General features: G+C 56.5%; 19 protein-coding genes. 9 read left to right on the top strand and 10 right to left on the bottom strand.

The genetic code is table 11. From position 1 onward, the window contains the following. Positions 1–3: 3 nt before the first annotated feature. Both P8935_RS11300 and P8935_RS11295 read left to right on the top strand, forming a co-directional pair. A complete protein-coding gene (locus P8935_RS11300; RefSeq protein WP_348265103.1) occupies positions 4–2,655 on the top strand; it encodes a sugar-binding domain-containing protein in 2,652 nt (883 codons plus the stop codon). A gap of 8 nt (positions 2,656–2,663) precedes the next feature. After that, a complete protein-coding gene (locus P8935_RS11295) occupies positions 2,664–4,001 on the top strand; it encodes an APC family permease (RefSeq protein ID WP_348265102.1) in 1,338 nt (445 codons plus the stop codon). Between the two features lie 18 nt (positions 4,002–4,019). On the opposite strand, the gene P8935_RS11290 is transcribed toward P8935_RS11295, so the two are convergent. Further along, positions 4,020–4,763, bottom strand: a complete 744-nt coding sequence (locus P8935_RS11290) for a response regulator (protein WP_348265101.1) — start codon at positions 4,761–4,763, stop codon at positions 4,020–4,022. Between the two features lie 113 nt (positions 4,764–4,876). Between P8935_RS11290 and P8935_RS11285 the strand changes: the two genes are divergently transcribed. Next, positions 4,877–6,151 (top strand): serine hydrolase domain-containing protein, encoded by a 1,275-nt coding sequence (locus P8935_RS11285; RefSeq protein WP_348265100.1) that lies wholly within the window; start codon positions 4,877–4,879, stop codon positions 6,149–6,151. 15 nt (positions 6,152–6,166) lie between these two features. Here P8935_RS11285 and P8935_RS11280 read toward each other — a convergent pair whose 3' ends face one another. Beyond that, on the bottom strand, positions 6,167–6,829 hold the full coding sequence (locus P8935_RS11280; protein ID WP_348265099.1) for an HAD-IA family hydrolase: 663 nt from the start codon (positions 6,827–6,829) through the stop codon (positions 6,167–6,169). Between the two features lie 12 nt (positions 6,830–6,841). On the opposite strand from P8935_RS11280, the gene P8935_RS11275 reads away from it, so the two are divergent. Next, complete coding sequence (locus tag P8935_RS11275; RefSeq protein WP_348265098.1) at positions 6,842–7,099, top strand: DUF5522 domain-containing protein; 258 nt, start codon at positions 6,842–6,844, stop codon at positions 7,097–7,099. A gap of 8 nt (positions 7,100–7,107) precedes the next feature. On the opposite strand, the gene P8935_RS11270 is transcribed toward P8935_RS11275, so the two are convergent. The 3 genes from P8935_RS11270 to P8935_RS11260 form a co-directional block, all read right to left on the bottom strand. Further along, on the bottom strand, positions 7,108–7,950 hold the full coding sequence (locus tag P8935_RS11270; protein WP_348265097.1) for an SDR family NAD(P)-dependent oxidoreductase: 843 nt from the start codon (positions 7,948–7,950) through the stop codon (positions 7,108–7,110). A gap of 62 nt (positions 7,951–8,012) precedes the next feature. Continuing rightward, on the bottom strand, positions 8,013–10,166 hold the full coding sequence (locus P8935_RS11265) for a VWA domain-containing protein (RefSeq protein ID WP_348265096.1): 2,154 nt from the start codon (positions 10,164–10,166) through the stop codon (positions 8,013–8,015). Next, a complete protein-coding gene (locus tag P8935_RS11260; RefSeq protein WP_348265095.1) occupies positions 10,166–13,660 on the bottom strand; it encodes a TonB-dependent receptor in 3,495 nt (1,164 codons plus the stop codon). Before P8935_RS11260 ends, P8935_RS11265 begins: the two co-directional genes overlap by 1 nt. A gap of 308 nt (positions 13,661–13,968) precedes the next feature. Here P8935_RS11260 and P8935_RS11255 point away from each other — a divergent pair, with 308 nt between their 5' ends. Next, positions 13,969–14,313 carry a helix-turn-helix transcriptional regulator gene (locus tag P8935_RS11255; protein ID WP_348265094.1) on the top strand — a complete coding sequence of 115 codons (345 nt, stop codon included), beginning with the start codon at positions 13,969–13,971 and terminating at the stop codon, positions 14,311–14,313. Positions 14,314–14,372: 59 nt separating this feature from the next. Here the strand turns inward: P8935_RS11255 and P8935_RS11250 are convergent, their stop codons facing one another. Both P8935_RS11250 and P8935_RS11245 read right to left on the bottom strand, forming a co-directional pair. Beyond that, positions 14,373–15,329, bottom strand: coding sequence for an aldo/keto reductase (locus P8935_RS11250; protein WP_348265093.1), 957 nt, complete (start codon positions 15,327–15,329; stop codon positions 14,373–14,375). A gap of 98 nt (positions 15,330–15,427) precedes the next feature. After that, a complete protein-coding gene (locus tag P8935_RS11245) occupies positions 15,428–16,342 on the bottom strand; it encodes a rhomboid family intramembrane serine protease (protein ID WP_348265092.1) in 915 nt (304 codons plus the stop codon). A gap of 131 nt (positions 16,343–16,473) precedes the next feature. Here P8935_RS11245 and purH point away from each other — a divergent pair, with 131 nt between their 5' ends. The 3 genes from purH (at position 16,474) to P8935_RS11230 (ending at position 22,704) form a co-directional block, all read left to right on the top strand. After that, on the top strand, positions 16,474–18,075 hold the full coding sequence (gene purH, locus P8935_RS11240) for a bifunctional phosphoribosylaminoimidazolecarboxamide formyltransferase/IMP cyclohydrolase (RefSeq protein WP_348265091.1): 1,602 nt from the start codon (positions 16,474–16,476) through the stop codon (positions 18,073–18,075). Positions 18,076–18,100: 25 nt separating this feature from the next. Further along, positions 18,101–20,329, top strand: coding sequence for an FUSC family protein (locus tag P8935_RS11235; protein WP_348265090.1), 2,229 nt, complete (start codon positions 18,101–18,103; stop codon positions 20,327–20,329). A 215-nt stretch (positions 20,330–20,544) separates the two neighbouring features. Then, complete coding sequence (locus P8935_RS11230) at positions 20,545–22,704, top strand: tetratricopeptide repeat protein (RefSeq protein WP_348265089.1); 2,160 nt, start codon at positions 20,545–20,547, stop codon at positions 22,702–22,704. Between the two features lie 50 nt (positions 22,705–22,754). Here P8935_RS11230 and P8935_RS11225 read toward each other — a convergent pair whose 3' ends face one another. The 3 genes from P8935_RS11225 to P8935_RS11215 form a co-directional block, all read right to left on the bottom strand. Beyond that, positions 22,755–23,261, bottom strand: coding sequence for a hypothetical protein (locus tag P8935_RS11225; protein ID WP_348265088.1), 507 nt, complete (start codon positions 23,259–23,261; stop codon positions 22,755–22,757). A gap of 42 nt (positions 23,262–23,303) precedes the next feature. Next, the gene (locus P8935_RS11220) at positions 23,304–23,645 is read right to left on the bottom strand and encodes a hypothetical protein (protein WP_348265087.1); all 342 of its coding nucleotides are present in this window, start codon (positions 23,643–23,645) and stop codon (positions 23,304–23,306) included. 332 nt (positions 23,646–23,977) lie between these two features. Beyond that, positions 23,978–24,964: a substrate-binding domain-containing protein gene (locus tag P8935_RS11215; RefSeq protein ID WP_348265086.1), complete on the bottom strand. Its 987-nt coding sequence runs from the start codon at positions 24,962–24,964 to the stop codon at positions 23,978–23,980. A gap of 282 nt (positions 24,965–25,246) precedes the next feature. Here P8935_RS11215 and dgt point away from each other — a divergent pair, with 282 nt between their 5' ends. Continuing rightward, positions 25,247–26,404 (top strand): dGTP triphosphohydrolase, encoded by a 1,158-nt coding sequence (gene dgt / locus P8935_RS11210; RefSeq protein WP_348265085.1) that lies wholly within the window; start codon positions 25,247–25,249, stop codon positions 26,402–26,404. Positions 26,405–26,415: the final 11 nt, after the last annotated feature.

Genomic DNA, 26,415 nt, shown 5'->3' with positions numbered 1-26,415 from the left:
CCTATGAACCCAATATCCTTCGCCTTTTTGGTTTTCTGCTTTGTGTCTGCGCCGTTGATTGCGGAGAAAACAACTCCGCTGCATGATGACTGGCAACTGCAGTCGGCATGCAAAGCTACAGCCGCGGGAGAAGCGATCTCGACGACGCAGTATTCGACCGATGGCTGGATGAAGACTTCGGTGCCGAGCACAGTACTTGCAGCGCAAGTCAACGCAGGTATTTTCCCGGATCCGTACTTCGGAGACAATCTTCGCAAAATCCCCGGCACCAGCTATCCCATTGGACATAACTTCGCGAATCTCCCGATGGATGCGAGCAGTCCGTACGCCTGCGCGTGGTGGTATCGCAAAGAGTTCGCGGCTCCGGCGCTATCTGCAAAAGGCAATCGTCTCTGGCTACACTTTGGCGGCATCAACTATCGCGGCGAAGTCTGGATCAACGGCCACAAGATCGCCGATTCCTCGTCAGTAGCTGGAGCCTATCGGACCTATGACTTCGATGTCACGGATGCCATTACTCCCGAAAAATCAAACGTCATTGCCGTCAAGACCAGCGCGCCAACTGAGAAGGATCTCGGTATTAACTGGGTTGATTGGAACCCGTGCCCACCCGATAAAGATATGGGCCTTTGGGGAACGGTGGACATTGTCGAGACTGGCCCCGTCACCGTTCGGTCGCCGCTTGTGGTCACGCACTTTACAAACGGCTCGTTGAGCAAGGCAGATCTCATCGTCTATGCGGAGTTGCACAATGCAACAGCCTCTCCCATTAAAGGACTCATCAGCGGAACCGCGGCAGGCGCGCACTTCGAGAAGACCGTCGAGTTGGCAGCGCACGAAGATCAAACCGTAGCCTTCAGCCCGGAACAGTTCCCTGCTCTCCGCCTGCAGAATCCAAAACTTTGGTGGCCTCGGCAGATGGGCGAGCCGCACCTTGAGCAGATCACTGTTAGCTTCGGCAGTCAGGGCCATGTCACAGACGAGCAAACGGCCAGCTTTGGCATTCGCGAAGTCACATCAGAACTCACGCCTGGCGGTGAGCGGCTCTTCCGAATAAATGGCAAGCCAATTCTCATTCGTGGTGCGGGCTGGTCACAGGACATGCTGCTGCGCACTGATGACAAGCGCCTTCGCGATCAGTTTCAGCTTGTACAAGACATGAATCTCAACACGATTCGTCTTGAGGGAAAGCTTGAGACAGACGACTTCTTCCGCCTCGCCGATGAGCGTGGCATCTTCGTGATGCTTGGATGGTGCTGCTGCGATCACTGGGAGCACTGGAAGGATTGGAAGCCGGAAGACCTGACCATCGCAACCGCATCATTGCGATCACAAATGCTGCGGCTGCGTCACCATGCCAGCCTGCTGGTCTGGCTCAATGGCAGCGATAATCCGCCGCCCGCGGACGTAGAGAGCGCCTATCTCAAAGTTGAATCCGAAACGCACTGGCCGAACCCGATTCTCTCTTCGGCTACCGGAACTCCGACCACGGTGACTGGCGAAAGTGGTGTAAAGATGACGGGGCCTTATGACTACGTCGCACCGAGCTATTGGTACTTCGGAACACGTTACGGCGGCGCTATGGGGTACAACACTGAGACCAGCCCAGGACCCGCTATCCCGTCGTTGGCAAGTCGTAAGCTCTTTCTCCCCGATCCCGAAGCATGGCCGCCGTCGGGCACGTGGAGCCTTCACAACGGAGGAGGAGAATTTCTGAACCTGAAAGTCTTCGACTCGGCTATGGAGGCCATCTACGCCAAGCCAAATTCCGCAGCCGACTACGAACGCATGGCGCAGACCATGGAATATGACTCGGAGCGCGCGATGTTCGAGGCTTATAGCAGAAACAAGTACACCTCGACCGGCGTCATCCAATGGATGCTGAACAATGCGTGGCCGTCGATGATCTGGCATCTCTATGACTACTACCTCGACACGGGCGGCGGATACTTCGGAACGAAGAAAGCCTGCGAGCCGCTGCATATCCAATACGCCTACGATGGTCACTCCGTCGACGTGGTAAACAGCACCTATGCGGACGCGACGAATCTCCGCGCAAGCGCACATGTGTACGGGCTCGCCTGGAACGAGCTCTACAGCGCGCAGTCCGATGTCGATTCAAACGCCGATAGTGCCCAGCGCGTCTTCACCATTCCGTCAAGCCTCTTCGCTGGTGCTGAGAGACTCTTTTTTATCGACTTGTCGCTGGCCGATCCGACTGGCCACGTCGTGAGCCATAACTTCTACTGGGTGCCGGGTACCCTCACTTCTTTCGATTGGGAAAACACTGACTACACCCACACTCCTGCTGCCCGCCACGAAGATCTGACTGCACTCGCCCATTTGCCCGCGGCCCAAATAGAAGCCCACGCTGAAATCGAAAACACCGTGCATGGCACCCAAGTTCATGTGCATCTCTCAAATCATTCCAAAGCATTGGCATTTCAGCTTCGCGCCTCCGTACGCACAACTACAGGTGGCCTGATCGCGCCAGTACTGTGGTCAGACAATTGGATCGAGCTGACTCCGGGAGAATCCACGACCCTGACGGCGCAGTTGCCTGAAGGCCAGAGCGAGACGCCTGCCGTACAACTCGATGGATGGAATGTCGCACCCATTGTCCTCACTCCCACAACCGCCGTAGTAGCGCATTGAGGATCTGAATGGCGACGAGCCCCCAGTCGCAATCCGAAACGATCGGACTTAAGCGCACTCTGCGCTTTCGTGACTTGGTGCTTTACGGAATCATCCTCATCCAACCCACGGCCCCCATGCCGGTGTTCGGCGTTCTCTACACAGAATCCCGCGGACACGTCGTCGCGGTGATCCTCCTCGCCATGGTGGCGATGCTATTTACGTCTGTAAGCTATGGCCGCATGGCACGTGTCTATCCACACGGGGGGTCGGCCTTCCTGTATGTCGGCAAGGAAATCCATCCCAGTCTTGGATACATCACTGGATGGTGTCTGGTCCTCGATTACGTTATTAACCCGCTGATCTGCGTGATCTGGTGCAGTCGAGCGGCGATGAATTTCCTGCCAGAGATTCCCTACGTCGTTTGGGCCATCTTTTTCGCCCTTCTATTCACGATTCTGAATTGCAATGGCGTCGAAACTTCTGCTCGTATCAACGCCGGGATGGCTGCGGCGCTCGGTGTCGTTATTGTCCTGGTGCTCATTGCTTCGGTGCGCTGGATCTTGCACATGGCACATCCCACCGCGGCCATCTTCCTCGATCCTCTCTACAACCGCGCCAGCTTCAACTCTGGCGCCCTGCTGCATGGCACGTCCATTGCGGTGCTCACGTATATCGGTTTCGACGGCATATCGACGCTCACAGATGAGGCCAAGGATCCAGCGCGCAGCGTTCCTCGCGCTATTGTGCTCACATGCCTCATTACGGGGATCCTGGCAAGCATCGAGGTTTATTTTGCCCAGCTGGTCTGGCCCCGGGGAGCAGCTTTTCCAGACATAACGACCGCCTATGTCCACGTCTCCGGACGCATGGGCGGCCCGATTCTGCTGGCCATTGTGAATGCCTCACTCTTGCTTGCCAACATGGGTTCCGGAATGGCTTCGCAGCTCGGCGCGGCTCGATTGCTCTACGCAATGGGACAGGACGGCGCAATCCCGCGTCGCTTCTTCGGTGCAGTCAGCCTCAGGAATCGCATTCCGAGGAACAATGTTCTGTTGATCGGGGCCGTGTGCCTTGCCGGAGCCATGATCCTCAATTTCGACCTTGGCGCAGAACTGCTCAACTACGGTGCGCTGCTGGCGTTCATCGGCGTCAATCTTTCGTCGCTTTTGCGAGGGTGGCGCCACGGTCGATGGTCGCAACTGGTTCCCATGCTCATTTCTCTGGCCGGCATGTTCACCTGCGCCGTCCTTTGGTGGAACCTTAGTCCCAAGGCAAAGGTCGTCGGCACTTGCTGGGCCATCGCCGGCATTTTGTTATGGCTGGCTCGTCGCCGCTATACAGTTCTTCCTGGAGAAGCTGCATAAATTGACTGGTACATCTAGTCAGGCAGCAGGAATAGAGACAGCACCACAAGCGCTAACGATTGCTGATGAAGGTGCCGCGGCAACGTCACGGGTGAATCTCACCGGGGTCATGCAGAATTGGCAAGTCGCCTGTTCAGTCTCGTGGCCGCTCTCATTTCCAGTACACGAAAATGCCCGAAGGCAATCTGTGCACGTCAGCAAGCAGACTGGGTTGCCGTTTCCATTTCGCGTTATGCGTGCGGTCTGCACTTTCGGTGGCTGGCAAGGTCGGTAGTTTGTTGGGCGGGACAGCGGCAAATACATAAGGTCGCGTACAGTCTTCATCAATTCATCCGGATGGCAGCGGCTTTTGGGATAAAACGCATCGGCCATTACGCCGGCAGGTGAAAACTCATCGGTATCAAAGGCGCCACTAATTGCAAGGACCGGAACAGTAGGGAAACGGTGGCGGACAACGGAAAGGAACTCGACTCCCGACATGCGTGGCATCTGCAGGTCGGAAATGATGAGATCGGGACTGAAGCTGCGAAGTTGGATAAGGGCGTCGAGCCCATCGGTAGCAGTGGCAACTTCAAATCCCTCTTCGTTCAAAATCATCGCCATAAGCTCGCGCATGCAAGGCTCATCGTCGACAAATAGGATGGTAGCTTTCGATATATTTTTCACGTTCCTGACCTCGCAGCTGGTAAAGATGATCTCTAAAATCAAAAAAAATGGCGAGAATTTAATGGAATGACTTTTATCGCCCAACGCAAGGTCCACTTGACAAATCAGATGCACCCCTCCAATTGCTGGATGTACGCTCGTCGGAAGACTTTGTCGGCAGTGGGATTTTCGATCTCTGATCGGCTTACGACGCATATTATGATTGCGCCATGCCGACCAAGCGCCCATGTATCTACATCCTGATCGCGGGAATAGCCGCCGTTTCATTCGCTGCCACCGGAAAATCTCAGGCGCGTAAGTCAAATTCCTCACTGATAACTTTTGGTCCTCAGTTCGAATCGGTGCTCCAGCAGCATGGCGTTGTGGGAGGTGGATTTGCGCTTGTGCGCGGTCAGGGACCTGAACAGACGATTGCGTTTGGCGAAGCTCGACGTGAAACCCATCAGCGAATCGACAACGCAACATCCTACAACTGGGCCTCAATAACGAAGACCATGACGGCCATCGCAATTCTCCAACTCAGGGATCGCGGCAAACTCTCGCTGGATGATCCGGCCGTTCGTTATGTGCCGGAGTTGCGCGAAGTGCACGATCAATTCGGCTCGATCGACACCATCACCATCCGGCATCTGCTTACGCACAGTGCCGGGTTCCGTAATCCCACCTGGCCCTGGGACTGCGACGACACCTCCAACTGCGACTGGCAGCCATTCGAGCCCACCAGGTGGTCGCAGGTCGCTGCCATGCTTCCCTATACACATATCGCTTTCGCGCCAGGGAGCCGCTGGAGCTATTCCAACCTCGGCTACGTCTTTCTTGGCCAGATCATCGAACGCATCAGCGGCGACGACTTCGAGGTCTACATCGACAAAAACATTCTCAAGCCCCTCGGCATGAATAGCACCTACTTCGACGTTGCACCCTATTTCCTTGAGAGCCATGTCTCCGCAAGCTACCTGCGCGCCGGTACGAAACTCACTCCACAGCCTCTGAATTTCGACACTGGCATCACTACTTCCAACAGCGGACTGAAGGCGCCAATCACCGACATGGCAAAGTATCTGCGCTTCCTCACAGGCGATCCAGCCAATCCACTTTACGAAATGGTACTCAAGCGCAGTTCACTCGAAGAGGCATGGACCGGCGTTTTGCCCGCAACCGAGCCCGGCGAGGCCGCTACGGCATACACGTCGGGACCGCACGGCACGCAGCCAAAAATGGGACTTGGGTTTTTTGTCGTTGAGACCGGCGGCCATCGTTACATCTATCACGATGGCGACCAGGGCGGCTTTTCATCTGAACTGCTGATCGATCCAGCGGATCAATGCGCCAGCATTCTCGCCGTTAACACCACCGACACCGGTGCGCCGCCTCCCACGCCGGAGCTACATCCGCAATCGAATACGGAGCCGGATGCCAAGACCGATCTTCGTCAAACGCTGCGGACAATCCTGATTGAACAAATATTTCCTTCGGCAAACTGATCGCACAGAATCCGGCTAGTCCGAACCCTTACCGATGTCCATAGCAGGTGAAATGGGATTGCGCTCGTCAATGTATTCGTCGATTGTCTTTTGCAGAAGCCCCTTGGCCTCAAGAATGAATTCGACAGCATCGCGCCCCGCGCCGTAGCCACCCGCATTCGGAGTTATATAGTGGGCTGCGGCCTTTACCTGCTGCCGCGCGTTGGCCACTGCCACCGCAAATCCGCACTCCCGCATCACCGGCAGATCGATAACGTCATCCCCAACGTACGCGATCTCCTCAAGCGTCACGCCTTCTTTCGCCATGATCTCTCGTACCGCCTGCATCTTGAATGCCTGCCCCATGTAGACAAACTCAAGTTTCAAATCCCGGGCTCGAGTCGCCACAGTCTCACTTACTCGCTTGGTAATCACGCCACACTTCATGCCCCCAAGCCGCGCCAGCGAGATGGCCGTACCGTCGTGCGCGCTGTAACCCTTCGCTTCCATCATTGTTGCGGAGTGGACTCCGAAGCCGACTTGCCCCTCGTGCTTCGAAAGATGCGATTGCGTGTCTGCGCTGCTCGACGCGGGATTGGGTGCGGGAACAAGCCAGATGGTTCCGTCGGTCAGCACCCCGTCCACGTCAAAGAGAATGATCTTGATGCGGCGGGCGCGATCTTGTGCGGTCAATGTCATAGTTCGATTCTAATGTGGGCACATCAAAGCGGGCCTCAGGACGACGAATCGCACGAAGACAAAGTCTGCGACAATCAAGAAATGCATGGGAACGATACCCCGGCGCCACCAACCCCTGCGCCACATCTCGATCCAGAAGACTACTACTTCGACGGCCCAAATATGGTCTTCACTGCCGCGTTTCTGTTGAAGCGCGGCACATGCTGCGGATCAGGCTGCAGGCATTGTCCCTATCGCGGTACGCCTCAGGACAAAAACGCACCGGCATGACCCGGCCGTTAAGCTTCGTCCTGCAGGAACCCTGCGTCCGCGGCATCTTCGTGAGCCGGTTCGACAGACTCTGCACCCTTCATTTCTGGTTCCGCTGGAACCGCGTGCCGACTCTCCTCGACCGATTGGTCAATCGCAGCAGATGAAGATTGTTCAAAGTGCTGGTTGGCATTGCGCCCGCCCGCCGTCTCCTCGAGAATAAATAGCACCATTCGGGCAAAATCCTCAGGCTCCAATGGATAGCCGGCCCCGGATGCACCCTCGGGACCAATCTCCCAGCGATGATGCGCCCCGGTCTTTACCAGTCCCGGCTGAATGCAGGTAACAAGAACATCGCCATCGTCCAATTCGGCTACCAACGCATCTGAGAGCACTTCGATCGCTCGCTGGGTGGCAGCATAAGCAGTCGGACGCGAACTACTGCCCACGGCGCTGGATACATTTACCAGATGCCCGGCCCCCTCTGAGACGAAATGCTTCACGAAGACATAAGCCACGCGGAAGGATCCTTCGACATTGACCCGCACCATGCTAATGAGCCGCTCAATATCTACCGTTTCGATGATTCCGGCCTCAAAGAGCGCTCCGTTGTTGAAGCAGATGTCGCAACGGCCAAAGCGATCCAGAGCTGCATACAGCAGCGTTTCGGGCAGCGATTCGTCGCTCAGGTTGCCCTCGATGACCGTGCAGGGCCCTTTCAATTGCGAAGCAAGGGCACTCAGCTTCTCCATGGATGGTGCGGTCAGTACCAGGGAATATCCGGCTCGCGACAGAGCCCGTGCAACCGCGGCACCTACGCCACCCGTGGCTCCCGTAATTACTGCCACACGTCCTGTTTCGCCGCCCGCCATCTCACCTCACCGCTTCTCCAGAATACGCGGATTGGTGACGGCCACTGTTGCAGGATTTGAGTCTATGGCTGCCCGGCCGGAGCAATGCTCGAGCTAGTCGCAGCCGGAACGGTCGGAGCCGCAGGAATCGTCGGCTCACGCAGCAAGACCGCAAAACGCGGAAACGCGAAGCTACCTCCGGCATCATCAATCACGTTAAGCTGGCACAGGTACGAGCCCGGTTTCAACCCTGCCAGCGGCACATCCAATTCCACGGCCACCGCGTCCCGGCCCTCTACGTTGATTGCCTTTGCCTGCACGAGGGGCGTCTCATAGACCTTGGTGGCGCCCTGAATAAGTTCAAGGCTGCTGAGCAGATTGATACCTGCTTTGGTGCCCTTCGGTTTACCCTCGGTCAGCTTCTCCCGCGTCGGACCGTACACCTCGTACAGAAGGTAGAGATGCTGATCCTGCCGGAAGACGTGGCTGATATTCGGCACGTACTCCTCGCCTCCCCGCACTAGCGGCGAAGCCTTCTTGCTCGGCTGACGCAACGAGGCCAGCACAATGGAACTCATCTTGAGCGGCTGCTTCTTCATGTCTGGCAATGTTATGTCCGCTTCAAACGATCCCATCCGCCCGGTCTGGTTCTCGCGCACCACAAACTTCAGCCGGTATTTCCCGGGCGGCAGATTGAAGCTCGTAGTGTACTCAATATTCTTCTGGCGGGCCTGCAAGGCAGGATCAAGGTTGAGCTTTACAGTCTCTCGGGCGTTGCCAATTGGCCGCTTTACCTCGTCAACTACCTCGCCGATGATATCGAGTGTGGCCTTGTCCTTATCGCCGCCTTTGACGAAGGGAATCTGCGATCCGGGCACAATCAGCGAAACCGGCACAAAGAACCGGTTTTCGTCCAGCCGAAAGTACATGGCGTCGAGATACACCGCTACGTCCGTCGCTGGCAGATCGCTGGCCAATTGTTCGTCCAGTTCGCGCTCCCGATCTTCCCGGCCAGAGTGTTTGAAATCCGCCGGCGCATAATAGCCCGGACGGTATTCGATCTTCAAACCCGGCCGATTGACCTTGATCGTTAGCTTGCGATACTTCCCGTCGCGCGCAGGGTTCGATGAATGAAAACCGATAGCGTAATAGGCCGACATGTCCCGCTGTACCTGCGCAAATGCCGGAGCAAAATCGTTGGAATCGAAAAATGCTTTGCCGCCCGTTTCGGAACTCAGTGTCGCCATCACTTCCTGTGAGGCGAAATTCGAGTTCATGTTATTCGTAAGCGCTGCACCGTTAAACGCACCCGAACCCCGGGTGCTCCCAGTTGAAGCATCGCCCAGCGGCGAAATCGCCTGCAAACCGCGCGTGTCCACACTATAGATCGAAAGGTTTGCCCGAACGGCTGAATTAATGGCTGCTCGCAGCGACGCCTGGTTCTCGATACCATCGCGGGAGATGCCGCCCGAGAAATACAGCAGCGACTTCTTCTCTCCGATTTTCGTGAGTGCCTTGGAGATTGCTCGCAGCGCATACAATTCGCGATCCGTATTCAAATCGTTGTATTCGCTCTCATCTGGCGTGTAACCAGTCGTGTCTTCCACCTGGTTTGTGTTTGCCGTGGCTCCCTGCGCAAATCCCTGGCCCTGGGTTCCGTTGTACACACCAACCTCGTTAGCCAGAACCGCCTTATCGGCCGTGAAGTCCTGGTCCACCTTGAGCGTCTCGTCAAGCGATACCAGCGCGACCAGATCTGCAGGCTGCATCTTGTTGGTCAGGAAATCACGCGCTGCCGTTACACAGCGGTCCAGGTCTTCGGGCTGCATGGAAGTCAGGTCGAAAAACATCACGATCAGCCGATGGTTGCGCAGGTCCTCCGGTTTGGCGACAACAGCAGCTTTGCTTCCTGCAGGCCCATTCAAACCGGAAGCCAGCCCGCTGATGGTCGCCTCCTTCAAAGGAGTGGCCATCTCAACGGTTTGATAATCAAACGACGCGATCTGCTGCGGCTTTCCATTCTCGAGCACCGTGAAATCGCTCTGCTTGAGGCCTCGAACAAACTCGCCTGTCTTGGAATCGCGCACCACAACATTTGTTAGCACAAGTTCCGCATTCGCCTTGAAGACATAGTTGTCCGACTGCGGCGAATCCTGCGCAGGCGCAATCCGCACGCCTTGCAAAGCAAGCGCGCCGATCACTGCAACAGCAATCGCCTTCTGCGTCCAATTCGTCATCAGAATCTGAACCTCGACGTGAATTGGAACGACCGCATCGATGCCGCGGACGTCACCTGCCCGAACGTGGGCGATGCAACATTGGTATCAACGCCCGAGTACTGCACGGTGTTGAAAGCGTTGTTGATCGTTGCGCGAATCTCCATGCTGCGCGTGTCGCCAAGCTGCATGGTCTTTGAGAGCGCCATGTTGTTTTGCACCGTTCCTGGACCATTAAAGAAACTGCGTGGTGTATTTCCGAAGGTGCCGCAAGGAAATTGCGAATTTAACGCAGGCTCGTTGAACGCAGTAGGATTAAACCACTGCCGACCGCTACTCAAGTTGAGCGGCGTACCCGTGAGATTCGGCCTGAATGTCCCTCCAGTGCCGCACGCCACGCTTACTTGCGATGCCGAGAACACCGGCGTCAGCGGAGTGCCGCTCCCGAACGTGAAGCTACCGGAGACCGAAAAGCCTTCCAATACGTGCGAGCCCGTTCCCGTGGTCACCCAGCGTTTGTCCGCCCCAAAAGGCAGTTCATACACGTATGTTCCGGTAACCTTGTGCCTCTGATCAATGCTCGAATTCCCTTCTTCGTCCAGAAGGTTGGTCCAGTTCTGTGCGCCAACTCCTCCCACGCCGCCCACCACACCCGCATTGTCGATCGCATGCGAGTACTGATAGTTCGCGCCGAGCGCAACGCCGTTTGACATCCGCTTATTGACCCGCAGCGTCCCCGCATTGAATTTGTAGAAGGCAGCAGCCTGCTCAAACCGGAAGTTCAACGGGTAGCAAACCGGCAATCCTGTGCAGTTCAGGAAATTGGGCGGATCGGTATCGGGGCTGCTCACCAGCGCGCGCGGAGCCGTGACGATATCCAGGTGATTCCCTTTCGATCCGTTATAGCCGACGTTCACCACGACGCCCCACGGCAGCGTCTTTTGAACATCGAGATTCCACGTCTGCACATAGGGCAAGCTGAAGTGCGGATCCAGAGCATAGTTTCCGACCGCATCCGGCGCGGGGAACCCTCGCGCCAGCGTCAGACAATTTCCGCTTTGCGAGCAAGATGAAGACGGTGTGCCATTCGAGGTCGCTTCCTGGTTCGTCTGCTCATTTGCAAACGGAGGTTGATGTGCCATCGTCGCCGCGAACGTAGCGTAAGAGCCGACCGTGTAATTCATCCCGAATCCCGCGCGAACGACCATCTGTTTGACTTTGGGAACCCTCCACGCCATGCCAACGCGCGGTGCGAAGGCCTTGCGAAATGGATTCACCAGCGAAGCGGGAAGCCCGCTTTGTCCCGACTGCACCTCTGTTTGCGTCGTGAATCCTTGCGTCGGATTTGTCGCGACTTCGGCTAGCCGTCCGTATTTTTCCGTATATGGAGCGAAGAACTCATACCGCAATCCGTAGTTCAGCGTGAGGCTTGGCTTCCAGCGCCAGTCATCCTGCAAAAATCCATCCATCACATTGTCGCGAAGGTAGCTCTTGTTCACCGCGGCATTCAACGCTGTCTGCTGCGGAAGCCCCAGCAGAAAATCGGCGAAAGAAAAGCCGGTATTCTGATCGCTCGTTGAATCCTGCGTGAATAATCCGGTAAACGTGAAGTTGCCCGTGGCATTCGAACTTGAAAGAAAATCATTGTGTACGCGGCGATAATCCCCGCCGAAACGCATATTGTGTTTGCCATGAATCCAGCTAAGAGTTTCAGAGAATGAGATTGTCTGTTGAATCGCAACTCTCGGCTGCTGCTCGTTGAGACCCGCAATATTGCTCAGTACAACGCTCGGCAATCCATAATTCAACGGGCTTGCATTCAGCGGATCGCCGTTGGACCCCAGAATTCCCAGCTGCGTTTCGATGTCAGTCTCATTCGTAAAAAAGTTACGAACGTTCGTATCAGACCGATTCCAATTTACATTGAAAATATTGGTGAACTTTTTGTATCCCAGCGTATAGCCTGCCTGCAGCGAGTATGAATCTGCCGCAGTCTTGCCTCCCAGTTCCGGAAAGAGATTCACATTGTCTGAAGCAGAGTGGCTCCAGTTGTAATTCGAACTTACACTTTGGCGCAGACCTTGACTCTGCTGCGCGCGTCGACCTCCGCCGCCCCCGCGTCCGCCAAGACCAAACGGCGACGCGTTCGCGCCGATGCTGCGCATATAGCGAATCCCAGCCTGCGTCGAGTTGGACTGTGCGGTCGATAGCAGATGATAGTTTTGCACTGCATTGGGGATATTCGGCTCAGGGAAATACTGCACCAGTGCCTTGGCTTGAGGCGAGATGCGCCCTCCCGGAATCACGTTCAAGACGCCGTTCGATGAGAACTGCTGAAACGTTGTCGGATCAAAAATGGCCGGCAATCCTGCAGCTGAAAAATCACCCGCACGTTCCGCATCCGTCGGCACTGTCGCGTACTCATCCAGGGGGTTTGAACTGCGCGACCCCGACAGCGTAAGAAACACCGTGTCTTTCCCGCTTGGCTTCGTCAACCCGGGAATGTAAGGTGCGCTGATAAATGTGAGCCCGAAGCGATTCGTACCTGATGCCGGCTGCTGCTGCGATTGGCCGTGAAGGCTGAAGGGTTCCGCATTCAGCGCCGAGTTGCTACCCATCCAGAAAATTGCTCCATGTGGCTGCCCCGGATTAAATCCGCGGAAATTCCCGCGACCGCCGCCGCCCCGACCGCCACCAAATCCGCCGCCACCGAACCCTCCTCCTCCGAATCCGCCGCCGCCAAATCCACCGCCGCCAAACAATCCACCGCCCGGCCCACCCTCACCGTTCATACCTCCCTGGGCGCGCATCGTCTCCATAGCGTCGCGCAAGCGGTCCATATCCACGCCCGCGAGCGGACTTACAGAGCCCGACTGCCCGCTGATCGCCACGGACTGATCGCTGAAATCAGAGTTTCCCGCGACTGTCGGCAACGCCGCTCCACTTGCGCCGCCCGAATTGCCCTGAGATTCCGTGTCACCCGTCAGCGCGCTCACCAGGTTCAGGGCCTGCGCACCGTTGCTCGCCAACTGCCGAATCGCCTGCGAAACCTGTCCCGCCTGCGCATCTTCGCGCTGTTGTTGCTGTGCCACCCGCGAAGCAAGCATCAGCTGAAACTCGACCGCTTGGTCATGGCTGGACGTATTCAGCAAAGCTTCCTGCGCACCTTGCGCAAACGCTGCGAACTGCGTGCGAATCACGTACCGTCCGTTTTGCGGAATGGCGAGAGACCACGCGCCAGTCACGTCCGTCGTTGTCGCATACTTCTTTCCCGTAAGAGAGTTCTGAGCCGTGACCGTGACGCCAGGAAGCGGCACCGTGCCGCTCTTTACATGCCCATGGAGTTTGCCGCCGGAAATCGCCGGTGCGGCGTTAGGAGCGTCAACGGCAGTCGTGGCGTTTGGACTGGCACCCGCTCCAGGTTGCGCTGTGGCCGGAGACTGAGCGCATGTCCCGATCCCCGCGCACACAAACACCGCCGCAGCGATCGCTCCCCGTATTGCCCGTCGCTTCATCCATGCTCCCGCACTCGAACCCGTATTCAGACAGACGGACGTCGAGTCGTGAAGGTTTACGTCTGGAACGCGCCGCCGATCAGATGGTCCGGAACTTTGCACATTTTCGTTGCGCAGGTCCAAGTAGGACTTTCACCGCTCGAAGCCGCTATTGACTACTTGGTTTACATGCAGGTTACTCCTGGTGTTTCGTCCCCGGATTTCCGCTTGCACTGTATCAGATACCATGTTTACTCTTACGCCAATAACTCAGTGGTAGCTACCGTGGGTCTATCCTTTGCACGGAAGCAGAAAAGAGCTTTGGCGTGATGAAGATCGGCACCACCATCCGTGCACACCGGCTGCAAAAGGGTCTATCCCAGGGCGACATCGAAAAGAAGACCGGCCTGTTGCGGTGCTACCTGTCGAGAGTTGAGAACGGACACACCGTTCCCTCGCTCGACACTCTCTCAAAGATCGCGCTCGCCCTCGATCTGCCTATCGCCCAGTTTTTCGCCGAAGACTCATTGGGCGCCGTTAACACCCAACACCTTAGCGATGAGGAATTGCGCTTTCTTACGCAAATTCGACGCTATTCAACAAATCTCAACGAGAGTGACCGCAAGCTGCTGCTCGCGATGGTGAAGAAGTTCGCCTCGACAGCGGTGCGGTAATTACTGTTTCGGCCTGGCGGGGCTTTGGGCATCATGGCCAGTGACGCACCTGGCCCCGGTTAAACATCATTCCCTAAGTGAAAAATCGGCTCAACGCCGTGCGCCCCAGTCAGCAGCGCCTGTTCCTCATGCGCTTGCAGCGGCTTGTAATTCTGCGCCACATCCATGGCCAGTCTGAAATAGCGTTCATCCCCCGGCGGAATCGCTGCGGTGATCGGATGCCCCAGCGTCCAGCGAAGTCCCATCGAAGCCTCATCCGGAAATCCAGCCGGCTTGTACCAGCATTTCGGCTCAGGATGATCCTTCTTCTGATCGTCGGGCCAAACCGTTTTGGCCATACCCTTTAGCGCGAGGATTCCCATCTTCTTTTCCTGCGCCTTCTTCAGAATCTGCGGTCCAAATCCTGCCTCCGTGTAGAGCACAAAATTCAGCGGAAACAGAATCGTATCGAAGTTGTAGCGGTCCATAGCGGCCAGCGCTGTCTCTGCGGAATGCACGCTAAAGCCGATGTAGCGGATCTTCCCTTCTTTCTTCGCCGCTTCCATCGTCTCCATGGCGCCGCCCGGCCCTAGAACCTTGTCGAGTTCTGTCATCTTCGTCAGGGCATGGAACTGATACAGGTCCACATGATCCGTTTTCAGCAGGCGCAGAGACTCTTCCAGCTGCTTGCGGGAGTCGTCCTTCATCCGGCCTTCCGTCTTGCAGGCCAGAAAACAGTCTTTGCGATAGGGTGCCAGCGCCGGCCCGAGCCGCTCCTGTGCATCGCCGTAGCTCGGAGCAATATCGAAGTAATTGATACCGCGGTCAACGGCTTCAGCCACGATGTTTGAAGCTTCGCCTGGATTTTCGTTCATCACAACAATCCCGCCGAAAGCAATAATCGAAAGCTGTTCGCCGGTTCGCCCCAGCGGTCGCCGTGCAATTGGATTTGTCGGAGTTTTAGCTTTGAGTTGGCTTGAAGCAGCGACGGTTGCCGCGGTTACAGCGGCCTGTCTAAGGAATTCACGACGCCTCATGGTCTTCCTCCGGGAGTGAGATAGACGAGCAGCGTTCAATCAGATTTTCGCATAATTCACCAGGCAAATTTTTCCCAGCGCTCCAACGGCCAGAGCTATTAACTCGTCACGACGGTGATGAAAAACCCGAATAGCACGAGGATACCCACAATCATTCCTGTAGCAATCTGCAGCCGCGTGCGAAACACCTGCGGCGGATTCCCGAGCCGGGGCACCATCGGCATCGCAAACAGCAACCCGCAAAGCACTCCGCCAAGGTGGGCGGAATTATCAATGCTGATGCCGGTACGAGACGATACGACATTGAGGCTGATAGACAGACCGATCACCAGGTTGATCACAGCAAAATAGATGACCGACTTCCGCAGCTTCTTCAACTCTGCCGGAGGCACAGGAAGCTTGGGCGACTTTAATAGCACGATTAGCGCCCCTGCTATTCCAAAAACGGCACCCGATGCTCCCGCTCCAGGCGAAAAATAATCGAGCATATTGAAAGGCTGATGCTGCATTTGCTGGTTGAACAACCCGACGCTAAAATGCCGGGCATTCCAGATCACCGACAGCAAATTCCCCGCCGCGCCAGTCAGCACATAAACTGCAGCAACACCAAACGAGCCAATCAGGGGTTCAGCCAGAAGCCCCAGGTTCCAGAGGCACCACATATTCGTAGCCAGATGAATGATGCCCACGTGCACAAACATCGCTGTAACAATCCGCCACCACTGATCGTTGATCAGCACCGAACCAGCATTGTTTGCGCCCCACTGCATCAATTGCTCAGCGGTTGGGCTGATAACCCCAACGCCCCTGAGTAACATTGCCACAAAGACAGCGCAATTGATGCCAACCAGAACATAGGTCGCCGGAGCGGTGGCCCAGAAAGATCGCCGCCTTCTCACTACCGGTTGTGGCGTAGGAATGTAGCCCGCAGTCGGTCTAAGAATTTCCGGTTCTGCGCCGGCTCCCCCACGATAGGAGCCGTTTCCCTGGGGTGGAGGGGGAATGCTACTCATATCTCCACTCTAATCCATCGCCTGCATCCATTTACGCACAAGAACCGAACTCCAAACCGGTGCAAATCTACGCTCAAATTCGACCAGGCATTTCCATGTAGTCTGTTGTTTGGTCTATCAGGAGCAGAACTGTGAGTGTATCGACAGGTACGACAAAGCCGATTCGGCGAGCGCTTCTTAGCGTCACCGACAAAACCGGTCTGGTTGAATTCGCAAATGCCCTTGCCGGCTTCGGCGTGGAGTTGATCTCCACCGGCGGCACCGCGCGCGCGCTTCGCGAGGCCGGTCTCGCCGTGAAGGACATTAGCGAACTCACCGGCTTCCCGGAGATGCTCGACGGCCGCGTCAAAACGCTGCACCCGCGCGTCCACGGCGGCCTACTCTATATTCGCGGCAACGCCGAGCACGAGGCAGCCGTCGCCAGCCACGGCATCCTGCCCATCGACATGGTCGTCGTGAATCTCTACGCATTTGAAAAGACTGCCGCCCAGCCCGGCGTCGCATTCGGCCACCTCATTGAGAACATCGACATCGGCGGTCCATCCATGGTCCGTTCCGCCGCCAAAAACTTCGAAGATGTCGCCATCGTCACGCGTCCCACGGATTACCCCGATCTCATCCATGAGATGAAAAGCGCCAACGGCGCCTCCCTGACCCGCGAAACCCGCTGGCGCCTCGCGAAGCAGGCATTCGCCACCACGGCTGCTTATGACTCCGCGATCGCCAACACGCTCGATTCAATTGCCACAGCCCCCAAACCCATTGAGCCCATCGCGCCGAAGTCGCAATCAGCAGCGCCGGAGTTGCCGTCCACTCTCCGCATCAACATGCCATTGGCTCAATCGTTGCGCTACGGAGAAAATCCTCATCAGCGCGCCGCGCTTTACAGTGACGGCTCCGGCCTCGGCATCGCCGGTGCCACACAACTGCAGGGCAAAGAACTCAGCTTCAACAACCTCGTTGATCTGGACGCTTGCTGGGAACTTGCGCAGGAATTCGATGAGCCCGCCGTCATCATCGTCAAGCACACCAATCCTTGCGGCGCTGCAACTGGACACACGGTGCTTGAGGCCTATCAGAAGGCGCTGGCCAGCGATCCCGTCTCCGCATTCGGTGGCGTCATCGGCATCAATCGACCCGTCGATGCAGAAGCCGCAGCCGAGATCGCAAAGCTCTTTGTCGAAGCCATTGCCGCTCCGCAATTCACTCCTGAAGCCCGCGAACGATTCGCCGCCAAAAAGAATCTGCGACTCGTCGAAGTCCGTCCCGCTCCCCTCCGGCCCGTGGTCAAACACGTCTCCGGCGGCCTGCTTATTCAGGATGCCGATACTGGCCGCGTCACCGAGGACGAACTCAAGGTCGTCACCTGGCGTCCTCCTTCCGCCGAAGAACTCCGCAGCCTAATCTTTGCGTGGCGCGTCTGCAAACACGTCAAATCGAATGCCATCGTCTATGCGCGGGATGGCCAGACCGTCGGCGTCGGAGCTGGCCAGATGAGCCGCGTGGACGCCGCTCGCTTCGGCGCACAAAAAGCCGTGCTTCCACTCAAAGGAACCGTCGCGGCCTCTGACGCCTTCTTCCCGTTTCCTGATGGACTCGAAGCAGTTGCAGCAGCCGGCGCGACCGCCGTCATTCAGCCTGGCGGTTCGGTAAAGGATGACGACGTAATCGGCGCCGCTGATCGCCTAGACCTCGCCATGGTCTTCACGGGAATCCGGCACTTCCGCCATTGATTCAAGGCAGCAGAAAGCTCACGGCATGACGAATTTCGCCGAGTCCCCAACCATCGGTCGCGCTCGTTTGCGCTCCCTCGCGCGCCAGATGGATTGGTTTCGCGGCCTACGCGCTGCTGTGGCGCTGTGTACGCCCCTGGTAATTGGAGATCTTGCTGGCCTAAGTATTCTCGGCTGGGCTGCACTGGGCGGATTCGAAGCCATCCTTGCCGACACTGGCGGACCTTATCGCTCGCGACTCGCGAGTCTTGCCACACTTTCGTTTGGAGGTGCCGCGGGACTTTTTCTTGGCTGCGTCGCCGGTCGAAGCCTTGTATGGGCTGTCCCCGTCACCATCGCCTTTTGCTTCTTTTGGAGTTATCTCGCCGCACTCGGTCCGCCGTTTTCCTCCGCAGGTCTGCTCGTACAGGTCATCTACATCTGCGGCATTGGCGCACCGCCCGCCAACTGGACCACGGCGCTGAGCTGGTCGATCGCTCTTTTCGCGGGTGGCGTTTGGGCAGCCGTACTCTCCTTGCTCCTTTGGCCGCTCGACGCATATCGTCCAGCCCGCCTCGCCGTCGCCGACTGCTACAACGAACTTGCTTCCTTTCTGGGTTCGGTTTATGACCTCGCCACGCGGGAGGAAACGAACCGTCTCACTCCTGCACCGGCCCTTTGGCATCGCCTCGCTCAGCACCACCAGTACCGGATTCGCCGAGCCGTCGAGCATGGCTGGCAAGCCGTTGCCAACGCCCAGGGCGAGCGTCAAGCGGATTCGACACGTGCTCGCCAGTTCGTCGTCCTGCTTGAACACGCCGATCTTCTCATTGCGCGCACGGTCGCGCTTGCTGAGCATCTGGAGGCGCAGGCCGCAAATCAAAGCGGCTCAAAATGCTTTCAGCGTGGACTCGAGAGTCTCTCCGACCTTCGCTCCGCCGAACGCTGGATCGCGACCCTGCTCACACGTCGCCGCAGCTTGACCGTGGCGCATGCCCGCGCAAAATGGCGCGAAATGGACCGATTGCCGCACTATCTCGCGGGCTGTCTCAACTCTTCTGATCCGAACGACAGCTTTCTTCTGGCCCAGGTCGCAGAATCTGCCTCTGTTCTTCAGTCTTCCATCGAAAGCGCATCGTTACTGCGGCTCGGCCAATCTCCAGAAGTCTCCAGCGATCCCGCGTCTACAACAGCGCTTGCAGAACACGTCGACCAACGCCTGAGACAATCCAGGCTACGTCCGAATCTCGATCTCCTCGCCGCCAACTTTGCTTTCAGTTCCTTGACGCTGCGTCATGCTCTGCGCGTGACTGTTGTGTGTGGGCTGGATGTGGCACTGATCCTTCTACTGCACATCGACCATGGCTATTGGCTCCTACTGACTTCGCTCATCGTGCTCCAGCCTCACGTCTCTGGCACCCTTCGCCGCGGGCTTGAACGCATTGGAGGCACGGTCGGCGGAGGTATTTTCGCTGCCATCCTTGCTGTGCTGCTGCACAACCAACTCGTCATCGCAGCCGTTCTTTTTCCGCTTTCGCTGCTGGCCATTGCGGTTCTGCCCATCAGCTACGCGGCTTTTGCATTCTTTCTCACGCCTGCGTTCGTGCTGGCGTGGCTTCCCTATTCCGGCGATTGGCAACTGGCTCTTATCCGCATCCTGAATACGTTTGCGGGAGCGGTCATTTCCATCATTGCCATGATGTTTCTCTTCCCCATCTATGAGCGCGATCGAGCACCCGCGTTCCTCCGCGCCAGCCTCGCCGCCGACCGGAATTATCTTGAGCAACTATTAGCGGCTTGGAGGGGCGATTCCTCCTCGCCACGTTCCCTCGCAAGTGCCCGTCGGCGCGCTGGCCTCGCGCACAACGATACTGACGAATCGCTACAACGCCTGCTCGCGGAGTCCTGGCCCAGGCGCCTGCCCTTTGCGCATTTTGCGACTGCGTTCGTAACGTACCTGCGCCGCTTTGCCCAAAGCGTCACCACCCTCACAGCACTGCAAGGCGAATCGGGCTGGAAACAATCCGCTGCGGTCCAAAATCAGCTCAATTTACTTCGGAAGCGCCTTCAGTGGCTCGACGCGCAATTGGATCCCCAGAATCAAGTTCCCGATTCGACTTGGCCCGAGCCGGATCACGGTACCATTCTGATTATTCCCGCCGAAGAACATCCCGGTGAACGGCAACTCGAACGTATGAGTCGGCAAACTGAAATAATGCGCCGTCAGCTTAAGTCACTCCGGGACAGTGGTTGGCTGCTCGGTTCAAATCTCTGACACTCGGTCATTTCGACAATCCCAAAGAAACCAGTTAGATTACCAGGCTCCCGAAAACGCCTCATTCCGATGGTTCTCTGCGACTATTCACAGGTAAAATCGTCTTTAACATAGGCGGGCTTTGTCGGCGCATTGGCGGCATCAAAGCTTTAACCGCCCGGTCGGGAGGTATTGTTGCCTCCCCGGATAAGACATTCACTGGATCCCCGAGGATCATGAAAATAAAAACATTATCGCCATCTCTTTGGCTGCCGCTCGCACTTTCTCTGGTTGCTGGAACTTCTCTGGCTGCCCAAGCTCCAAATGCCCCGGCCAAGCCCGGACAACCGCCGCCAGCGAGCGCCTCGGAGCCCAAATCCGACCCGAAACCGACCCCTACGGCCGCTTCGACACCCGCTCCCGACCGTTCCCAGGCTTACTACCACTCAGGCCTTGCGCATATTTACGAAGAGGACGCGATCGCCTCGGGCCGGCCGGAATTTATGCGCCACGCCGTTGAGGAATATAAAACCGCTCTCAGCGCCGACCCCGAATCGCCGCAGCTCAACGATGAGCTGGCAGATTTGTACTTCCGTACCGGGCAAGTGCGGGAGGCTGAAGCCACCGCACGCGGCCTGCTCAAAACTTCGCCAAACGATATCGATGCCCACCGCCTGCTCGGCCGCCTCTACCTGCGCCAGTTGAGTGAAGCGCAAAACTCGGTTTCCTCTTCGTCCCCTACCGGCAACACGCTCGACCAGGCAATCGCCGAGTTCCAGAAGATTGTCACACTCGACTCCAAAAGCGTGGAAGATCGAATGGTACTGGGACAGCTCTACACGGTGAAGCATCAGAACGAAAAGGCAGAGGAGCAATTCAAGGCTGCCCAGGATCTCGACCCTGATTCCGAAGAAGTCGTTCTCAATCTCTCCCGACTCTACGCGGAGAACGGTGACCTCGCGCATGCTTCGAAAGTCATCGAAGCCGTACCTGTCTCCGAGCGCACTCCGAAGATGGAGTTTGCTCTAGGCGGCGTTTACGACCAGCTAAAGCGGCCGAAAGACGCAATCGACGCTTACAAGCGCGCTGTCGATCTAGATCCTGAGGATGCGCACAACCTTGCTGCGCTCGCTCAGGCGCTCCTCAACGACAATCAGCTCGATGCGGCTCTAAAGCAATACCGCCAACTCGCAGACGCCGATCCGCAAGACTCCAGCACAACGGTCCACATCAGCGAGATCCTCCGCCGACAGGGCAAATACGAAGAAGCACTCACGACCATTAAAAAAGCCGTTAAGAAAGACCCAGATTCTCTCGAGGCGGGATACAACGAAGGGCTGCTCCTCGATGTTCTCGGCCGATATGACGAGGCCGCCCAGGTCTACGAACACATGGTCGACCTGACCTCTCACGCTAATGGCGCTTATACCGCTGACGAAAAAAACAATCGCGCAATCTTCCTCGAACGGCTTGGTGCGGTTTATCACGAGCAAAACAAGGTCGATGAAGCCATCTCCACTTACCAGAAGATGATCGATCTCGGTGGCGAAAACGCGCTCCGTGGATATCAGAATCAGGTCGATGTCTATCGCGACGCCAAAATGTTTGATAAAGCGATCGCCGTCTCCCACAAGGCCGTCGACTCAAATCCCAAGGACCAGGAATTGAAGTTGATGCTTGCGGCTGAACTTGTGGACCAAGGCAAGGACGATGAAGGCATTGCCATGGCCAAGGGCTTGCTAAAAAACAACCCCGACGATCAGAAAACTTGGATTACCCTCGGACAGATCTACACGCGCCTTCGCAAATGGAAAGATGCTGAAGATGCCCTCAACAAGGCCACGTCCATCACCTCCAAGAAGGAAGACAACATCTACCTCCTCTTCCTGAAGGGTGGCTTGGCGGAGCGGCAAAAGCACTTCGAACCGGCGGAGCAATACTTCCACCAGGCGCTCGAACTCGACCCCAATAACGCCATGGTGTTGAACTATCTCGGCTACATGTTGGCCGATAAAGGCAACCGGCTCCCTGAAGCTTTAAAGATGATCCGCAAAGCCGTCGAACTCGAACCGATGAATGGCGCCTATCTCGATTCTCTTGGTTGGGCTTACTTTAAGCTCGGTCAGTACGAGTTGGCTGAAGAGAATCTTCGCCAGGCCGTTGAACGCGATCAGACCGACCCCACCGTTCACGACCACCTTGGGGATCTTTACGAGAAGACCGGTCGCATTCGGCTCGCAGCTGCGCAGTGGGAACTCTCACTGTCGGAGTATTCCAAATCTGCGCCTCCCGATGTGGAACCAACCGAGGTCGCCAAAGTTCAGAAGAAGCTGGAAACGGCACGCGTAAAGCTGGCAAAGCAAGAGAATACAACCGGTCCGAACAAGCCTGAGTAGCCTACTCAGAACCATCAGGACATTAAGGGCGGCCAGCGCACTGGTCGCCCTTAATGTTTACCGCCTTGGCTGAGGAACCCCGGCGCGCTCTTTGCAAAATCTGCAAAGTGGGCCGTTTCGCACGTGGGCAATGTTTCAACCCGAGGCGGAAGCGTTTTGTGAAGTGGCAGCGAGCGCTTCACGATGAAAACTTCGTCCAGATAGAGACGGGCGTTCCCTTCAAGATCCAAAAATCCAATATTGCTATCTCGGCATAAATCCTGGGCTTCTTCTGACAAGGAAGGCGCAATCAAGACTGAAGTCGTCCCTTTAGAGAAACGGGCGTGGAGCTTACCCAATTCCAAAAATGCGCGCTGCAATTCATGCGCATTGCCACTCCCTACCAACTTGCAAACCAACTCATGGGCATGCCCGTATATCTCGACGCGCGCGATGATCGTTCGCTCGCCGCGAGGACGAAAATCTTCGACCTCGATCTCTTTTATTTTGATTACTGAGATTTGCCCCAAAGTCTCCCGCAACGCTTCGATCGCTCTATTTTCGAGGTGCCGTTTCATCTAAACCACACTTTCTCGTGAGCTAGTCGCGAATACCCGAACTCAGGCCGCCGCCAGTGGCTCCATGCTGCTCATTCCGTCGCCTTTTAACGCAGAAGGGCGCAGCGTGAAGATATTTTTGCCGGACGGAATCATTGCCAGTCTGACTTCCTTGCGTCCCCCCTGGTTGTGAATAACTTTGAAATCCAACCATTCGCACAGGCGAGGATCGTGAATCTCCGGCTGTCCCTGCCAGAACTGCGGAGAAAGTCCGCACTGTATTTGTAAGTGATCAAGCTGCAACTCAATCACGCGGATGTCCTTGGGAAAGTACCTGCGCACATTTCGCGCGCCAATACGCAGCCCCGTGACTTCGCTGCCTTTCAGTTGCGTTTTGACTACCATTGCTCGTCCCGCATTTCTTTTCGCGAAAATTGGCTATCGAGCCCGGTCGATCATTTCGTTGTCAGCGAGTGTTCTCCTGAAGAGATCATCCTCAAGCGCACAACGGCTATTTGCTGCCTATGTTGGACCCAATTCCGCCCAGCGTCAAGGCCTCTTCGGATGAGTTCCGAGGAATTTTTTTAGGAATCGATTTAGCATTACGTTTACATCGCAGCGAGTTCTAATCGCCGTCATTCTGTCACAAAAAACTTGCGGCAGCTTTCATTTACATGAACGCTGCCGCGCTGTTTAGTTAAGTTCTGTTCTTTCCAATCCGACTCCCAGCCCATTTGTTACTGATGCGCCTCGGCGGACGAAATATAGGCGTCCACGTTGTGCTTATCGACCAGTGAAGTACCGGTGTCGATAAACACCGGGAACGGCGAAAATGCATCTTGGCTATAGTCCGTTGACAGCGCAACCGGCGGCGCATGGAAAATCTCGTCGAGTGACCGCAAGCCTATAAATCCCATCGTGAAAGGCTTTTGCGCAACCGTTGCGTTGATAGAGCCACCCTTGATACCGTCCAGGGTGTCTTGATTCACGTCCCAGGCCACCACAACGCGATCACCAGCATTCGTGCGCTTAACCGCGTCCGAGACCATTTTCCCCGATGCTGATTCGAGACAGACAAACGCATTGATTTTTTTGGGCCCCGTCTGCACCATCAACTCCTGGGTCTTGTCGAACGCCGTACGGGCGTCGTTCTTGATGTCGATTACGTCAATAATGTGAATTCCAGGCCGGGTATCCAAAACGTCCTTGAATCCCTTCAGCCGCTCTTCCATATTCGGCTGACCTGAAATCGTGAAGAACACCACGTTTCCGACGCCGCCCAGTTGTTCAATCACGCGATGGCCGCCCATTCTTCCGGCTTCCAGATTGTTCGTGCCGATGAAGAACAGCCGCTTGCTCCCCACCGCATCAGAATCGATCGTGATCACGGGAACACCGGCGCCGATCGCCGAATCAATCGCGGGTCCAAGTACAGACACATCCGCGACTGAAATCAGAATGCCGGCGGGTTTTGCCGCAACTGCCTTCTGCAACTCCGCCAATTCTGCCTGCGGATCGTAGTTTTCAGGACCCACCACTTTCGCGGTGACCTTGTATTGCGAAGCTGCTTTGTTGAAACCCTTGGCGGCGGTCTGCCAGTACGGCAGCGCCATGTTTGACGACACCATGTAGAAGACTTCTTTATTCGAGTGCCTGTCGCAGCCTGTCGTGAATGCAACTCCAAAGGCCACCAGGGCCAACGCAACACATTTCATCGCCTTCATTCTTGCCTCCAGTCCGAAGTGAAAAATCTCGGAATGCGCGAGATTACGACGCCCGCCCGCGCACTTTCTAAAATCGGCAGGATGGTACTCCGGAAACCCGGTAATTGTCCAATCCTGTCGCAGGAAGGATTCTATAGCACCGTGCATCCCTCACAATGGTGACTTCAAACACGTTCGTAGCAATCCGGTGAAGACGATCTTCTCATTCTCCTCCGACCCTGTAGGGATCTTTGTGCGTGCGCCTGCATTTCTGCGGTATAACCAGACTAAGACCGTAACAGGATGAGTTTTCAAATCCAAATGAATGCCTTGCTGGCCGAAAATATAGCCGTCGATGGCTATGGCACGCTAGCCGCTCGCAAGCATCCCGAGACTCCCCATCCCTATCGCTCTCCCTTCGCTCGCGATAACGCCCGCATTCTCCACGCTCGCGCCTTTCGCCGCCTCGCAGGGAAAACCCAGGTATTCTCCCGGCTCGCTCGCGATCTACCGGGCGACCATTTCCGCAGCCGCCTCACGCATACCCTCGAAGTGGCGCAGATCTCCCGAACAATTGCGGTGTCTCTCGGTTTGAACTCCGAACTCGCCGAAACCCTCGCCCTGGCGCACGATATCGGACATCCTCCCTTTGGCCACGCCGGCGAGAAAGCCCTCGACACCGCTTTGCGGCAGTACGGCCTTGGCTTCGACCACAACTTGCACGCGCTCCGCATCGTTACCTGGTTCGAAGAGCGATACCCTGCATACCGCGGCCTCAATCTCACACTCGGCGTGCGCGAAGGCATCATCAAGCACTCTCGCGATTACACCTCCGCCTCTCATCCCGAGCTCGCTGAATACTTCCTCGATCTTCGCCCTCCGCTGGAAGCGCAATTAATCGATCTCGCTGACGAAATCGCCTACCTCACCGCCGATTTCGATGACGGACTCGATTCGGGCATCCTTAACCTCGAGGCTGTCCGGGATCAAGTGCCCTTCTTCCGCCGGTTCCATGACGAAGTGACAAATGAATACCCGTTGGCGCAGTCGAAGCAGGCAGTCTATGAAACCCTGAATCGCATGCTCAACGCCCTGGTCACAGATTTGATCGATGAGGTGCGAAGTCGCGTCAACGCTCTGGGAGCTACCACGCTTGAAGATATCCGGAATGCTCCCGGAAGAATTGCGGCACTCGGCCCGGCTATGGAGGCGGAACGCGCTACAGCCAAGGGCTTTCTATATACCAACTTCTACAACTCGCCCGGAATGGAAGAAGAGCATGAGCGCGCCGCCCGGCTCGTGCGCGATCTATTCTCAGCGCTGATGGGCGATCCCGGATTGCTCCCCGCCGATCACCAGCTTCAGATTCCAAGCGAGGGATTGGCCAGGACAGTAGCTGACTACATCGCCGGCATGACCGACAGCTACATCGAGCAGTTGTGGACGCGTTGCTGCAGATAATTCTGAATTGA

It is taken from the genome of Telmatobacter sp. DSM 110680 (assembly GCF_039994875.1).
In the GTDB taxonomy this organism is placed as follows: Bacteria; Acidobacteriota; Terriglobia; order Terriglobales; family Acidobacteriaceae; genus Telmatobacter.
This window is presented reverse-complemented; position numbering and strand designations above follow the sequence as displayed.